Raw genomic sequence first — 13,146 nt, forward strand, 5'->3', positions numbered from 1 at the left:
TGGTGAGGTGCAAATGATGCATCTCGCCGAATTCAACATCGGCACGCTCCAATACGATTGGGACGATCCCCGCGTGGCGGATTTCCTGAACGGGCTGGATCTTGTGAATGGGATCGCGCAACGCAGTCCCGGCTTTGTCTGGATGATGGACGGCGAGGCGATGGAAGCGGCGCAGGCTGACCCGGACGGTCCGCTCGGGGGGAACCCGCGCACGGCCTCGACCCTGTCTGTCTGGGAGGACGTCACGAGCCTGGAAAATTTTGTCTGGAACACGGTGCACAAGCAGTTCTATGACCGCAAGGAAGAATGGTACGGCGCGGTGGAGACACTGCGGCTGGTGATGTGGTGGGTGCCAGAAAGCCATAGACCGTCGATCGCCGAGGCCATGGCACGGTTCCGCCATCTGGAGCAGCATGGCGACACGCAACAGGCATTCGGCTGGTCTTACCTGACGGACGCGGAGCTGTGGAAACAAAAACAATGCGGGGTTGCGGCATGAGTGGATATCACCTTGCCGAACTCAACGTGGGCCGCCTTGTTGCGCCAACAGACGACCCGCGCGTGGCGGAGTTCATGACCAACCTCGACCGCATCAACGGCCTTGGCAAACGGATGCCGGGATTCGTGTGGATGATGGAGGGGTCCGGTGAACCCGGTACGGGAAACACGGAAAACGCTATCGGGGATGACCCGCAGCATGTCGCCAATCTCACGGTCTGGGAAACGGTCGAGCAGTTGGAAACATTTGTCTGGGGCACGCTGCACAAACAGTTTTATGAACGTCGGGCAGAGTGGTTCGAGGTGTTGGGAAAGATGCATTTCGTCATGTGGTGGGTGCCTGAGGGGCATCAGCCGACGCTTTCAGAAGCGCTGGACCGGCTGGAGCATCTCAAAGCCCTTGGCGACAGTGATCAGGCTTTTGGCTGGTCGCATCTGAAGGAAGCAAGCCAGTGGCGGGCGGGCAGATGCGCGCCTTTGGCGGCGGAGTGAGTGGTATGAAGAATTACATCTGTTTGATCTTGGCCGCGGGTATCATCGCTGGATGCAGCAGTGATGCCGATGAGATCCGGTTTGACGGGCATTTCTACCGCACCCGCCTGAGCGATCTGGATGAACGCCACAAGTTTCAGGTGACCGCGCGCCCGGTATCGGCCTCGCTGCTCGGGGCAAAGGAAGCGGCGCGCTACGAGGCCACGGTCTATTGCGTGAATGAATACGGAAGCTCTGCCATTCAATGGGTTGTGGGGCCGGATGACCCGGACGAGACACTGCCAATATCTGATGATACACTGACGTTGGAGGGGGCCTGCCCGCTGTGATCCGCGCCGCCTCATATCGGGCGACAGCCGCCATCGCGGGCTTGCTATTGAATAGCACGGATCCCGCTTCCCATATCCACAGGCAGATGGGGCATTCCGCCCTCTTTGGGAGACTGGATATGAGCAAAAGACTTCTGACACTGTCGACCGTGGTGGCGTTACTGGTGACCGGTGCCGCGGCGGCGAACCCGCCCTTGCGCGAGGTGAAATCCATTGATGACGGGCTCTTTGCCATCGGGCTGGCGGATCAGATCCGCAAAAACTGTCCTGTGATCTCGGCGCGTATCTTCCGCGCGGTGGGCGCGTTGCAGGACTTGAACAGTCAGGCTATGGCGCTGGGGTACACCAAGAAGGAAATCGATGCGCATGTGGATTCGGACGCCGAGAAAGATCGTTTGCGCGCCCGGGCGGCCGCCTACATGGCCGAGCGTGATCTGACGACGGACGAGGCGGGTTACTGCGCGTTGGGCAAGGCAGAGATATCGCGTAACAGTACGGTCGGCGTGCTGCTGCGGGAAAAGCAGTGACGCGCGGCGCCGCGTGCTGAGAATACGTATGCGCGGAGTGCGCGATGATGAACAAAGGCAAATGATATGAGCGACTTACGCAAAGTCATTATTGATGGTCAGGAAATCGAAGTGGATGGCGCGATGACGCTGATCCAGGCCTGCGAAGTGGCGGGCATCGAAATTCCGCGTTTTTGTTATCACGAGCGTCTGACCATCGCCGGCAATTGCCGGATGTGTCTGGTTGAAGTGGTCGGCGGCCCCCCGAAACCGGCGGCAAGCTGTGCGATGCAGGTGAGGGATCTGCGGCCCGGTCCCGAGGGTCAGCCGCCCGTTGTGAAAACCAACTCGCCCATGGTCAAGAAGGCCCGCGAAGGCGTGATGGAATTTCTGCTGATCAACCACCCGCTTGACTGCCCGATCTGCGACCAGGGCGGCGAGTGCGACCTGCAGGATCAGGCGATGGCATATGGCGTTGATTTCAGCCGGTATCGTGAACCCAAACGCGCGACCGAAGACCTTGATCTCGGTCCCCTCGTCGAGACGCATATGACCCGCTGCATCTCCTGCACCCGCTGTGTGCGCTTCACCACGGAAGTGGCGGGCATACACCAGATGGGCCAGACCGGACGCGGTGAGGATGCGGAAATCACCTCCTATCTGGGTCAGACGCTCGACAGCAACCTGCAGGGCAACATCATCGATCTCTGCCCCGTTGGTGCTTTGGTTTCAAAGCCTTACGCATTTACGGCGCGGCCGTGGGAGCTGACAAAAACGGAATCCATCGACGTCATGGATGCTTTGGGGTCCAACATCCGCGTAGACACCAAGGGCCGCGAAGTGATGCGGTTTTTGCCGCGCAACCACGATGGTGTGAACGAGGAATGGATTTCGGACAAGACCCGTTTCGTGTGGGACGGGCTGCGGCGTCAACGCCTCGATCAGCCCTATGTTCGCGAGAACGGCAAGCTGCGACCGGCGACATGGCCCGAAGCCCTCTCCGCTGCCGCCAAGGCGATGGAAGGCAAGGACGTTGCCGGGATTGTCGGAGATCTTGCGCCGGTCGAGGCGATCTTTGCGCTGAAGCAGATGATCGAAGGGCGCGGCGGTGTCGTGGAGTGCCGCACCGACGGTGCGCGCCTTCCGGCTCGGAACCGCTCGGCCTATGTCGGAACGGCCACCATCGAAGAGCTCGACACTGCGAAGGCGATCATGCTGATTGGCTCGAACCCCGCCATCGAGGCGCCGGTGCTGAACGCGCGCATCCGCAAGGCGTGGACCAAGGGCGCGAGCGTGGGGGTGATCGGTGAAGCAGTCGATTTAACTTATGAATACAAGCATCTGGGCACCGGACCCGACACGCTTACCGAGCTTCTGGGGCGCGATCATACAGACGTGGCGGATAAGCCTTCGGTTGTCGTCGTGGGTCAGGCCGCGCTGCAACGCGACGATGGCGACGCAGTGCTTGCCGCGGCCATGGCACTGGCGGAGGCGACCAACTCTTCCTTCATGGTGCTGCACACCGCTGCGGCACGTGTTGGCGCGCTGGATGTGGGCGCTACCAACGATGGCGGCATGGCCGTCGTGTCCAAGGCGGAGGTGATCTATAATCTCGGCGCGGATGAGATCGAGATCGAGGCCGGACCGTTCGTGATCTACCAGGGCAGCCATGGTGACCGGGGTGCACACCGCGCCGATATCATTCTACCGGGCGCAGCCTATACTGAGGAACCGGGTCTTTTCGTTAACACGGAAGGACGTCCGCAGCTTGCCCTGCGCGCCGGGTTCGCACCGGGGCAGGCCAAGGAAAACTGGTCGATCCTGCGGGCGCTGTCCGCCGAACTGGGCGCGCAACTACCCTACGACAGCATTGCACAGCTGCGCCACATGCTGATCGACGAGGTGCCCCATCTTGGCAAGATTGACGTGGTTGCGGAACAAACGCTTAGCCCATTACCGCAGGGGGACATGTCGGGTGGCGCGTTCAAGCAGGCCATTGCAGATTTCTACCTGACCAATCCGATTGCGCGCGCCAGCCAACTGATGGCTGAACTATCGGCAAATGCGAAAGCGCGCAAACAGGAGGCGATGGCCGCAGAATGAAGCGTATTGCGCTGATCTCCCCTCTGGCGCTCGCCGCCTGCGCGCCGCCGGTGCCTGTGGCCGAGGATTTCATCCCCGAATACCTCGGGGTGGAGACAAAACTGCTGGACGGGGATCTGGTGCAATTCAACGTGGCCATGACAAAGGCGCGCGAAGCTGCCAACGTGCAACGCTATGCCGAATGTGCCGCTGCGCAATACGCGCTGATCCGTGGATACGGATTTGCGCGACATTTGCGTACAAATGTGACGGAAGAGGGTGGCGTGTGGGCCGCAGATGCTGTTTACACCATCTCGCCAACCCTGCCTGACGGGCTTGCAACGATTGACGCCGAAGTCACCGTTGCCGCCTGTAAGGAAACTGGAATACCGACGGTGTGAGGACCTATGGCTGACTTCTTTACCACTCCCGGCGGCATTGCCGTCCTGATCCTGGCGCAGGTGCTTGCGGTTGTGGCCTTCGTGATGATCTCGCTGTTGTTCCTCGTTTACGGTGACCGCAAGATCTGGGCCGCGGTGCAGATGCGGCGCGGACCGAACGTGGTGGGCACCTTCGGGCTGCTGCAGACGGTGGCCGATGCGCTGAAATACATCGTCAAAGAGGTGGTGGTGCCGGCGGGGGCCGACAAGACCGTATTCATGCTCGCCCCGCTGACCTCCTTCGTGCTGGCGATGATCGCCTGGGCCGTGATCCCCTTCAACGAGACTTGGGTGCTCAGCGATATCAACGTGGCCATCCTCTTTGTTTTCGCCGTCTCCTCGCTTGAGGTCTACGGCGTGATCATGGGTGGCTGGGCGTCAAACTCCAAGTATCCGTTCCTCGGGTCGCTGCGGTCCGCGGCGCAGATGATTTCCTACGAAGTGTCGCTGGGGCTGATCATCATCGGCGTGATCATTTCGACCGGGTCGATGAATTTCGGCGGGATCGTGCAGGCGCAGGACGGCGATTACGGCTTTTTCAGCTGGTACTGGCTGCCGCATTTCCCGATGGTGTTTTTGTTCTTCATCTCCTGTCTTGCGGAAACCAACCGCCCGCCTTTTGACCTTCCGGAGGCGGAATCCGAACTGGTGGCGGGCTATCAGGTGGAATATTCCTCCACCCCCTTCCTGCTTTTTATGGCTGGCGAATACATCGCCATCTTCCTGATGTGCGCGCTGACCTCGTTGCTGTTCTTTGGTGGCTGGCTCTCGCCCATTCCCGGCCTGCCTGATGGGGTGCTCTGGATGGTGGCGAAGATGGCCTTCTTCTTCTTCCTCTTCGCCATGGTCAAGGCGATCACCCCGCGCTACCGCTACGACCAGCTGATGCGCCTGGGCTGGAAGGTCTTCCTGCCCTTCAGCCTCGCCTGGGTTGTCTTTGTGGCCTTCGCCGCAAAATTCGACTGGTTCTGGGGCGCCTATGCACGCTGGGGGATGGGTGGATGAACGAAGACCTCGCTGATGCCCTGTCGAAGGCCTCGCACCGCCAACTGGTCGATCTTGCGGCGTTTCTGACGTCGAAGTTCGAGATTCAGAGCCTCGACCCGGAGACCGGCACGTGCGCGGACGTCGATGAGGATGGAATTGTCATGGCCCTGCATGACTGGGCTGCGTTGCACGGTGGCAAACCCGTGGGAAAGGATTGAGATGACACAGATCGACTATACCCGCGCGGCGAAATACTTCCTGTTGCAGGACTTCTGGACCGGGATGAAACTGGGTCTGAAATACTTCTTCGCGCCCAAGGCGACGCTGAACTACCCGCATGAAAAGGGGCCGCTTTCCCCGCGGTTTCGCGGCGAACATGCGCTGCGCCGCTATCCCAACGGCGAGGAACGCTGCATCGCCTGCAAGCTGTGCGAGGCGATCTGCCCGGCGCAGGCCATCACCATTGATGCAGAGCCGCGCGAGGATGGCAGCCGCCGTACGACGCGCTATGACATCGACATGACCAAATGCATCTACTGCGGCTTCTGTCAGGAGGCCTGCCCGGTGGATGCAATTGTCGAGGGGCCGAACTTCGAATTCTCCACCGAAACGCGCGAAGAGCTTTACTACGACAAGGAGAAACTGCTGGCCAACGGCGAGCGCTGGGAAGCCGAGATTGCCCGCAATCTGGAACTGGATGCGCCCTACCGATGACCACCTCTGACGCATATCGACGCGGCAAGGCGATGGCGGAGGCCACGAACCCAGGGATCGAGGCGGCGCTGGCGGCCCGTTACGACGCGATCCTGCCGGGGTTCTCGACCACGATGATGGAGGTGGCTTTCGGTCATTACTACACGCGTGATGGGCTCGACGACAAAACCCGCTACCTGACCACCGTGGCGGCGCTGACCGCTTTGGGCGGACAGACCGCGCCGCAGCTCAAGGTGCACATCCGCAATGCGCTGCGCTCGGGCGCCACGCAGCGCGAAGTGGCCGAGGTGATCAATCAGATGGCGCTTTACGGTGGGTTCCCCGCGATGATCAACGCGCTCAATGCCGCCCTTGAAGTCTTTGAGGAGGAGAGCGCATGAGCGATCCGAAAAACCCGTTTGAAGGCGCAAACCCTTTTGCCGCGATGATGGAGCAGGCGCAGGAGATGGCGAAAAACTTCCCCGCGATGGAAGCGTTCACGCCCAAGGGGTTTGAGAAAATGATGGGCACGATGCCCAAGGAAATGATGGAAATGATGTTCGGCAATGCGCTGAACGAAGGCGGGCTGGATGCGCGCACCCGGATGTTGCTGACCCTTGCCGGGTTGACCATGCAGGGCGCGCAGAACGACGTGGCCTTTCGTCAGGCGGTGCGCCATGCGCTGGAGGCGGAAGCGACCGAACAGCATATCGTCGAGACGATCGGGCAGATGTCGATGTTCGCAGGCCTGCCCGCCATGACCCGCGCGCTGGAACTGGCGCAGCAGGTGTTGGACCAAGAGAAGGACAAGGAATGACGGTTTTTGCCTTTTATCTCTTTGCCATCAGCGTGATCGCGGGTGGGCTTTTCACGGTGATCAGCCGCAACCCGGTGCATTCCGTGCTCTGGCTGATCCTCGCGTTTTTGTCCTCGGCGGGGCTTTTTGTGCTGCTGGGCGCGGAGTTCGTGGCGATGCTGCTGATTATCGTCTACGTCGGCGCTGTGGCCGTGCTGTTTCTTTTTGTGGTGATGATGCTGGACGTGGATTTCGCTGAACTCAAGGCGGAGATGGCGAAATACATGCCGTTGGCTTTGCTGATCGGATTGGTGATCCTGATGCAGTTCGTCATGGCTTTCGGTGCCTGGGAAAGCAACGCGGCGGCGGAAGGCTTCCGCGCGAATGTGACCCCGGAGGATCGGCACAACACCGAGGCCTTGGGACTGATCCTTTATGATCAGTATTTCCTGCTCTTCCAACTGGCGGGCCTGATCCTGTTGGTGGCGATGATCGGGGCGATCGTGCTGACCCTGCGCCACCGCTCGGATGTAAAGCGGCAGGATGTTGTTGCGCAAATGATGCGCGATCCGGCCGTTGCAATGGAACTCAAGGACGTGAAACCGGGGCAGGGGCTGTGACATGAAAAAGGATTTAGAGGATCTCTGGGCCAGCTTCACAAGCAACGTGAATTGGAACCAGCCCCACTATCTGGATAAGGAAAGGCTTTATAGGTTCTTCAGCCACGCTCACTTGCAGGGGGAATACGTTGGGCAAGATCTGATCGGAAAATATTATCCGGAGCCTGCAGAGGACTCCGCTAAATATGATCGATGGGCGTGGCTGGTTAGCGAAGCTGATATTGCTGGTGAATTGCTGAAGACCTACGACAAGGAAAGAGAGTTGGGATGATCGGACTGGAACATTACCTGACAGTGGCGGCGACGCTCTTTGTCATTGGCATCTTCGGGCTGTTTCTCAACCGCAAGAACATCATCATCCTGCTGATGAGCATCGAGCTGATGCTCTTGGCGGTGAACATCAATCTGGTGGCCTTTTCCAGCTTTCTCGATGATCTGGTGGGGCAGGTCTTCACGCTCTTCGTGCTGACCGTGGCCGCGGCAGAGGCGGCGATTGGTCTGGCCATTCTGGTCTGTTTCTTCCGCAACCGCGGCACAATCGCCGTGGAAGACGTCAACGTGATGAAGGGCTGAGCACATGGAAACCATTATCCTCTTTGCCCCGCTCGTGGGCGCGCTTCTTTGCGGGTTCGGCTGGCGTCTGTTTGGCGAAACCGCGGCGATGTGGATCGCCACCTCGCTGCTCTTTGTCTCCGCGATCCTGAGTTGGCTTGTTTTCCTGACCTTCGACGGGGTGACCGAGCAGATCCAGATCCTGCGCTGGATCGAAAGCGGCACGCTCAGCACCGATTGGGCAATCCGGCTCGACCGTTTAACCGCGATCATGCTGATTGTGATCACCACCGTCTCCAGCCTCGTGCATCTCTATTCCTTTGGCTACATGGACAACGACCCGCAGTGGCGCGAGGGTGAGGTCTACAAGCCGCGGTTCTTTGCCTACCTGAGCTTCTTCACCTTCGCGATGCTGATGCTGGTGACCGCCGACAACCTCGTGCAGATGTTCTTTGGCTGGGAGGGCGTCGGCGTCGCCTCCTACCTGCTGATTGGGTTCTATTACCGCAAGCCCTCCGCCAATGCCGCCGCGATCAAGGCTTTTGTGGTCAACCGCGTGGGCGATTTCGGCTTTGCGCTTGGCATCTTTGCACTGTTCTTCCTGACCGACAGCATCCGGTTCGACGATGTGTTTGCCGCCGCCCCCGATCTGGCAGAGACACAGCTGACATTCCTCTGGGGTGAATGGAATGCGGCCAACCTCGTGGCGGTCCTGCTCTTTATCGGCGCCATGGGCAAGTCGGCGCAGTTGCTGCTGCACACCTGGCTGCCGGATGCAATGGAAGGCCCGACGCCGGTATCGGCGCTGATCCATGCGGCGACAATGGTGACGGCTGGTGTGTTCCTTGTCTGCCGCATGTCGCCAATCATGGAATTTGCGCCCGAAGCGGCAACCTTCGTCACGGTAATCGGGGCCACGACCGCCTTCTTTGCGGCCACCGTGGGGCTGGTGCAGACCGACATCAAACGGGTGATCGCCTATTCGACCTGCTCTCAGCTCGGCTACATGTTCGTGGCCGCCGGCGTGGGCATGTATTCGGCGGCGATGTTCCATCTTTTCACCCACGCCTTTTTCAAGGCGATGCTGTTTCTGGGTGCAGGTTCCGTTATCCACGCGATGCACCACGAGCAGGACATGATGAACTATGGCGGGCTGCGCAAGAAAATCCCCTATACTTTCTGGGCAATGATGATCGGCACGCTGGCCATCACCGGCGTGGGCATCCCTGTGTGGATCCTGACCCTGGGCGAGATCCCCATCGGCTTTGCCGGGTTCCAGTCCAAGGACGCGATTGTCGAGAGCGCTTTTGCAGCAGGGTCGATGTATGGCTTCTGGGCGCTGGTTATTGCGGCCCTTTTCACCAGCTTCTACAGCTGGCGGCTGATGTTCCTGACCTTCTATGGCACGCCGCGCGGCGACAAGCACACGCATGACCACGCGCATGAAAGCCCGATGACGATGATTGTCCCGCTGGGTGTACTGGCGCTGGGGGCGATCTTTGCGGGCATGGTGTGGTACGGGTCCTTCTTTGGTCACACCGATAAGGTCGCCGCCTTTTACGGCGTGCCCTATGCCGAAGAAGCTGCGCATGGCGACGAGGGCGCCAGCGATGATCACGGTGAGGCCAAACCAGAGGATGATCACGGCGAGACCAAGGGCAAGGAGGGCGAGCACCACTACGCCTTTGCCGGTCAGCCGGGGCAGGGCGCGCTCTATATCGCGCCGGACAACACGCTGCTGGATGACGCGCACAAGGTGCCCTATTGGGTGAAGACATCACCCTTTGCGGCCATGCTTTTGGGCTTCCTGACCGCCTATTGGTTCTACATCAAGAACCCGTCTCTGCCCGGTCGTCTGGCCGAGAACCAGCGCCCTTTGTACCTCTTTCTCAAGAACAAGTGGTACTTTGACGAGCTCTATGACGTGATCTTCGTCGGGCCCGCCAAATGGATCGGGAGTTTCCTGTGGAAACGCGGCGATGGCGATGTGATTGACGGCGGCCTGAACGGCGTGGCCATGGGGATCATTCCGTTTTTCACCCGGCTCGCGGGCCGCGCGCAATCGGGGTACATCTTCACCTATGCCTTTGCCATGGTGATCGGCATCGCGGTGCTGGTCACGTGGATGACGATGAGCGGAGGAGCAAACTGATGGATAACCTTCTGTCCATTGTGACCTTCATTCCGGCGCTGGCGGCGCTTATTCTCGCGGTCTTCCTGCGTGGTGACGATGCCTCGGCGAACCGCAACGCCAAGTGGTTGGCGATGGCCGCCACGTCGATGACCTTCCTTGTGTCGCTCTTCATCCTCGCGGAATTCGACCCCAATGACACCGGCTTCCAGTTTGTCGAACAGGCGCCATGGCTTCTGGGGCTTCAATACAAGATGGGCGTCGATGGCATTTCCGTGCTTTTCGTGATGCTGACCACCTTCATGATGCCGCTGGTGATCGCGGCCTCCTGGAACGTGACCGAGCGCGTCAAGGAATACATGATCGCCTTCCTGATGCTGGAAACGCTGATGCTGGGCGTCTTCATGGCGCTCGATCTGGTGCTCTTCTATCTCTTCTTTGAGGCCGGCCTGATCCCGATGTTCCTGATCATCGGCATCTGGGGCGGGGCGAACCGCATCTACGCCAGCTTCAAGTTCTTCCTCTACACTTTCCTCGGCTCTGTCCTGATGCTGGTGGCGATGGTGGGCATGTTCGCGGACGCGGGCACCACGGATATCGAGGTGCTGCTGAACCACCAGTTCGCCTTCGAGACTTTCTCGATTGCGGGCGTCACCGTTGTGGGCGGTCTTCAGACGCTGCTGTTTCTTGCGTTCTTCGCCAGCTTCGCGGTCAAGATGCCGATGTGGCCGGTGCACACCTGGTTGCCGGATGCGCACGTGCAGGCGCCCACTGCGGGGTCAGTGGTTCTGGCCGCGATCCTGTTGAAGATGGGTGGCTACGGGTTCCTGCGCTTCTCACTGCCGATGTTCCCCGTGGGCTCGGAAGTGATGACGCCGCTGGTGTTGTGGATGTCGGCCATCGCCATCGTGTATACCTCGCTGGTGGCGCTCGTGCAGGAAGACATGAAAAAGCTGATCGCCTATTCATCAGTCGCGCACATGGGTTTCGTGACCATGGGCATTTTCGCCGCGAACCAGCAGGGTGTCGATGGCGCGATCTTCCAGATGGTCAGCCACGGGTTTATCTCCGGCGCGCTCTTCCTGTGCGTCGGCGTGATCTATGACCGGATGCACACCCGCGACATCGACGCCTATGGCGGTCTGGTGAACCGGATGCCGGCTTATGCGCTGATCTTCATGCTCTTCACGATGGCGAACGTGGGTCTGCCGGGGACGTCCGGATTTGTCGGGGAATTCCTGACACTGATGGCGATCTTCCAGGTCAATACCTGGGTCGCTGCCGTGGCCACCACCGGGGTGATCTTCTCTGCCGCATACGCGCTCTGGCTCTACCGTCGGGTGGTGATGGGCGATCTGATTAAGGAAAGCCTGCGCTCGATCTCTGACATGACACCCCGGGAACGCTGGATATTTGCGCCGCTGGTGGTGATGACGATCCTGCTTGGCGTCTATCCCGCGCTGGTGCTCGATATTACCGGACCCGCCGTCGCGGCGCTGGTTGGCAACTATGACACGGCTTTGGCGGCGGCGGAAGCCGCGTCGCAGCTGGCTTCGAATTAAAGGACGGACATCATGGTATCCGCTGATTTGACACTTGTGCTGCCGGAAATCCTGTTGGCGATTTATGCCATGGGCATGTTGCTGGTGGCGGTCTACACCACAAAGGACGGTCTGGCGTCGACGCTGGTGTGGATGACCGCGGCCGTTATGGCAGCGCTTGGTGTCTGGATCGCCACGACCGGTGAAGGGACAACCACCGCCTTCAACGGCATGCTGGTGCTGGACGGGTTTGCGCGCTTTGCCAAGGTGACAATCCTGCTGTCAGCCGCCGCCGTTCTGATCATGTCCGAGGCCTATATGAAATCGCGCGATCTGCTGCGGTTCGAGTACCCCTTGCTGGTGGCCCTGAGTGCAGTTGGCATGATGGTCATGGTATCCGCGGGTGACCTGATGGCGCTCTATATGGGGTTGGAACTGCAATCGCTGGCGCTCTATGTCGTGGCGTCGCTGCGGCGGGACTCTGTGAAATCCACCGAGGCCGGGTTGAAGTATTTCGTACTCGGCGCGCTCTCATCCGGGCTGCTGCTCTATGGCGCGTCGCTGGTTTACGGCTACGCGGGCACCACGCTCTTCTCCGGCATCATTGAAACCGCTCAGCATGGTGACGTGTCTCTGGGTCTGCTCTTCGGGCTCGTCTTCCTGATTTCGGGGATGGCCTTCAAGGTTTCCGCCGTGCCGTTCCACATGTGGACGCCGGATGTCTATGAAGGCTCGCCCACCCCGGTCACCGCCTTCTTTGCAACGGCCCCGAAGGTCGCCGCGATGGGTCTTTTCGCCCGCGTGCTGCATGATGCCTTTGGCAATGCGGTCAGCGACTGGAGCCAGATCGTGGCGCTGCTCTCGGTGCTCTCGATGTTCCTCGGGGCGGTTGCGGCCATCGGTCAGAGCAATATCAAGCGCCTGATGGCGTTTTCCTCGATTGCCCATATGGGATATGCGCTGATGGGGCTGGCGGCAGGCACGGTGCTGGGTGTGCAGGCGATGCTGATCTACATGGCGATTTACGTGACCATGAACGTCGGTACCTTCGCCTTTATCCTGATGATGGAAAAGGACGGTCAGCCAGTCACCGATATCGCGGCTCTGAACATGTACTCCAAGCGCGAACCGGGCAAGGCGCTGGCGATGCTGGTTCTGCTTTTCAGCCTTGCAGGTGTGCCGCCGATGCTGGGCTTCTTCGGCAAATTCTACGTCCTGCGCGCGGCATATGAGGCGGGCCTTGCGTGGCTGGCCGTGGCCGGTGTGATCGCCTCTGTGATCGGTGCCTACTATTATCTGCGGATCGTCTTTTACATGTATTTCGGCGACGAAAGCCAGGAAGGTCTGGATGGCGGCGGCTCAAACACGGTGCTGTGGGGCTTCCTGATGGCATCCGCGGCGGTCATGGTGTTGGGCATCGCAAACATGTTTGGCGTGGAATCTGCCGCAGCGGCGGCAGCGGCGACACTGGTGAACTGA

At 59.9% G+C, this 13,146-nt stretch carries 17 protein-coding genes; all 17 read left to right on the forward strand.

The features are described 5' to 3' along the window. Positions 1-13: 13 nt before the first annotated feature. The 17 genes from KX928_RS08940 to nuoN all read left to right on the forward strand — a co-directional run bounded on the left by KX928_RS08940 (position 14) and on the right by nuoN (position 13,146). A complete protein-coding gene (locus KX928_RS08940) occupies positions 14-499 on the forward strand; it encodes a DUF3291 domain-containing protein (RefSeq protein WP_219501202.1) in 486 nt (161 codons plus the stop codon). After that, on the forward strand, positions 496-990 hold the full coding sequence (locus KX928_RS08945) for a DUF3291 domain-containing protein (RefSeq protein WP_219501206.1): 495 nt from the start codon (positions 496-498) through the stop codon (positions 988-990). The genes KX928_RS08940 and KX928_RS08945 overlap by 4 nt, the downstream gene beginning before the upstream one ends. Before the next feature lie 5 nt (positions 991-995). After that, a complete protein-coding gene (locus KX928_RS08950; protein ID WP_219501209.1) occupies positions 996-1,319 on the forward strand; it encodes a hypothetical protein in 324 nt (107 codons plus the stop codon). 119 nt (positions 1,320-1,438) lie between these two features. Next, complete coding sequence (locus KX928_RS08955) at positions 1,439-1,846, forward strand: DUF5333 domain-containing protein (RefSeq protein WP_219501212.1); 408 nt, start codon at positions 1,439-1,441, stop codon at positions 1,844-1,846. A 66-nt stretch (positions 1,847-1,912) separates the two neighbouring features. Continuing rightward, positions 1,913-3,928, forward strand: coding sequence for an NADH-quinone oxidoreductase subunit NuoG (gene nuoG, locus KX928_RS08960; protein ID WP_219501214.1), 2,016 nt, complete (start codon positions 1,913-1,915; stop codon positions 3,926-3,928). Then, positions 3,925-4,308 (forward strand): YNQ4 family lipoprotein, encoded by a 384-nt coding sequence (locus tag KX928_RS08965; RefSeq protein WP_219501216.1) that lies wholly within the window; start codon positions 3,925-3,927, stop codon positions 4,306-4,308. The genes nuoG and KX928_RS08965 overlap by 4 nt, the downstream gene beginning before the upstream one ends. 6 nt (positions 4,309-4,314) lie before the next feature. Next, entirely contained in the window at positions 4,315-5,352 is a 1,038-nt protein-coding gene (gene nuoH, locus KX928_RS08970) for an NADH-quinone oxidoreductase subunit NuoH (protein WP_219501218.1), read from the forward strand. Continuing rightward, positions 5,349-5,552, forward strand: a complete 204-nt coding sequence (locus tag KX928_RS08975) for a hypothetical protein (protein ID WP_219501220.1) — start codon at positions 5,349-5,351, stop codon at positions 5,550-5,552. The genes nuoH and KX928_RS08975 overlap by 4 nt, the downstream gene beginning before the upstream one ends. 1 nt (position 5,553) lies before the next feature. After that, positions 5,554-6,048: an NADH-quinone oxidoreductase subunit NuoI gene (gene nuoI / locus KX928_RS08980; protein ID WP_219501222.1), complete on the forward strand. Its 495-nt coding sequence runs from the start codon at positions 5,554-5,556 to the stop codon at positions 6,046-6,048. Next, a complete protein-coding gene (locus KX928_RS08985) occupies positions 6,045-6,428 on the forward strand; it encodes a carboxymuconolactone decarboxylase family protein (protein ID WP_219501226.1) in 384 nt (127 codons plus the stop codon). The genes nuoI and KX928_RS08985 overlap by 4 nt, the downstream gene beginning before the upstream one ends. Beyond that, complete coding sequence (locus tag KX928_RS08990; protein WP_219501229.1) at positions 6,425-6,844, forward strand: carboxymuconolactone decarboxylase family protein; 420 nt, start codon at positions 6,425-6,427, stop codon at positions 6,842-6,844. The genes KX928_RS08985 and KX928_RS08990 overlap by 4 nt, the downstream gene beginning before the upstream one ends. Further along, a complete protein-coding gene (locus KX928_RS08995) occupies positions 6,841-7,443 on the forward strand; it encodes an NADH-quinone oxidoreductase subunit J (RefSeq protein WP_219501232.1) in 603 nt (200 codons plus the stop codon). Before KX928_RS08990 ends, KX928_RS08995 begins: the two co-directional genes overlap by 4 nt. Position 7,444: 1 nt before the next feature. Then, on the forward strand, positions 7,445-7,714 hold the full coding sequence (locus KX928_RS09000) for a hypothetical protein (RefSeq protein WP_219501235.1): 270 nt from the start codon (positions 7,445-7,447) through the stop codon (positions 7,712-7,714). Next, positions 7,711-8,016 (forward strand): NADH-quinone oxidoreductase subunit NuoK, encoded by a 306-nt coding sequence (nuoK, locus tag KX928_RS09005; RefSeq protein ID WP_011569388.1) that lies wholly within the window; start codon positions 7,711-7,713, stop codon positions 8,014-8,016. Before KX928_RS09000 ends, nuoK begins: the two co-directional genes overlap by 4 nt. Positions 8,017-8,020: 4 nt before the next feature. Then, positions 8,021-10,147, forward strand: a complete 2,127-nt coding sequence (gene nuoL, locus KX928_RS09010) for an NADH-quinone oxidoreductase subunit L (RefSeq protein ID WP_219501238.1) — start codon at positions 8,021-8,023, stop codon at positions 10,145-10,147. Beyond that, positions 10,147-11,688 carry an NADH-quinone oxidoreductase subunit M gene (locus KX928_RS09015; RefSeq protein ID WP_219501240.1) on the forward strand — a complete coding sequence of 514 codons (1,542 nt, stop codon included), beginning with the start codon at positions 10,147-10,149 and terminating at the stop codon, positions 11,686-11,688. Before nuoL ends, KX928_RS09015 begins: the two co-directional genes overlap by 1 nt. 12 nt (positions 11,689-11,700) lie before the next feature. Continuing rightward, positions 11,701-13,146: an NADH-quinone oxidoreductase subunit NuoN gene (gene nuoN / locus KX928_RS09020; protein ID WP_219501242.1), complete on the forward strand. Its 1,446-nt coding sequence runs from the start codon at positions 11,701-11,703 to the stop codon at positions 13,144-13,146.

This window comes from Roseobacter insulae (assembly GCF_019375555.1).
Taxonomy (GTDB): Bacteria; Pseudomonadota; Alphaproteobacteria; order Rhodobacterales; family Rhodobacteraceae; genus Roseobacter; species Roseobacter insulae.

What these genes read in the sequence shown, in the direction of transcription:
- KX928_RS08940 (WP_219501202.1), top strand. Translation starts at nt 14, where the DNA reads ATGATGCATCTCGCCGAATTCAACATCGGCACGCTCCAATACGATTGG.
- KX928_RS08945 (WP_219501206.1), top strand. Translation starts at nt 496, where the DNA reads ATGAGTGGATATCACCTTGCCGAACTCAACGTGGGCCGCCTTGTTGCG.
- KX928_RS08950 (WP_219501209.1), top strand. Translation starts at nt 996, where the DNA reads ATGAAGAATTACATCTGTTTGATCTTGGCCGCGGGTATCATCGCTGGA.
- KX928_RS08955 (WP_219501212.1), top strand. Translation starts at nt 1,439, where the DNA reads ATGAGCAAAAGACTTCTGACACTGTCGACCGTGGTGGCGTTACTGGTG.
- nuoG (WP_219501214.1), top strand. Translation starts at nt 1,913, where the DNA reads ATGAGCGACTTACGCAAAGTCATTATTGATGGTCAGGAAATCGAAGTG.
- KX928_RS08965 (WP_219501216.1), top strand. Translation starts at nt 3,925, where the DNA reads ATGAAGCGTATTGCGCTGATCTCCCCTCTGGCGCTCGCCGCCTGCGCG.
- nuoH (WP_219501218.1), top strand. Translation starts at nt 4,315, where the DNA reads ATGGCTGACTTCTTTACCACTCCCGGCGGCATTGCCGTCCTGATCCTG.
- KX928_RS08975 (WP_219501220.1), top strand. Translation starts at nt 5,349, where the DNA reads ATGAACGAAGACCTCGCTGATGCCCTGTCGAAGGCCTCGCACCGCCAA.
- nuoI (WP_219501222.1), top strand. Translation starts at nt 5,554, where the DNA reads ATGACACAGATCGACTATACCCGCGCGGCGAAATACTTCCTGTTGCAG.
- KX928_RS08985 (WP_219501226.1), top strand. Translation starts at nt 6,045, where the DNA reads ATGACCACCTCTGACGCATATCGACGCGGCAAGGCGATGGCGGAGGCC.
- KX928_RS08990 (WP_219501229.1), top strand. Translation starts at nt 6,425, where the DNA reads ATGAGCGATCCGAAAAACCCGTTTGAAGGCGCAAACCCTTTTGCCGCG.
- KX928_RS08995 (WP_219501232.1), top strand. Translation starts at nt 6,841, where the DNA reads ATGACGGTTTTTGCCTTTTATCTCTTTGCCATCAGCGTGATCGCGGGT.
- KX928_RS09000 (WP_219501235.1), top strand. Translation starts at nt 7,445, where the DNA reads ATGAAAAAGGATTTAGAGGATCTCTGGGCCAGCTTCACAAGCAACGTG.
- nuoK (WP_011569388.1), top strand. Translation starts at nt 7,711, where the DNA reads ATGATCGGACTGGAACATTACCTGACAGTGGCGGCGACGCTCTTTGTC.
- nuoL (WP_219501238.1), top strand. Translation starts at nt 8,021, where the DNA reads ATGGAAACCATTATCCTCTTTGCCCCGCTCGTGGGCGCGCTTCTTTGC.
- KX928_RS09015 (WP_219501240.1), top strand. Translation starts at nt 10,147, where the DNA reads ATGGATAACCTTCTGTCCATTGTGACCTTCATTCCGGCGCTGGCGGCG.
- nuoN (WP_219501242.1), top strand. Translation starts at nt 11,701, where the DNA reads ATGGTATCCGCTGATTTGACACTTGTGCTGCCGGAAATCCTGTTGGCG.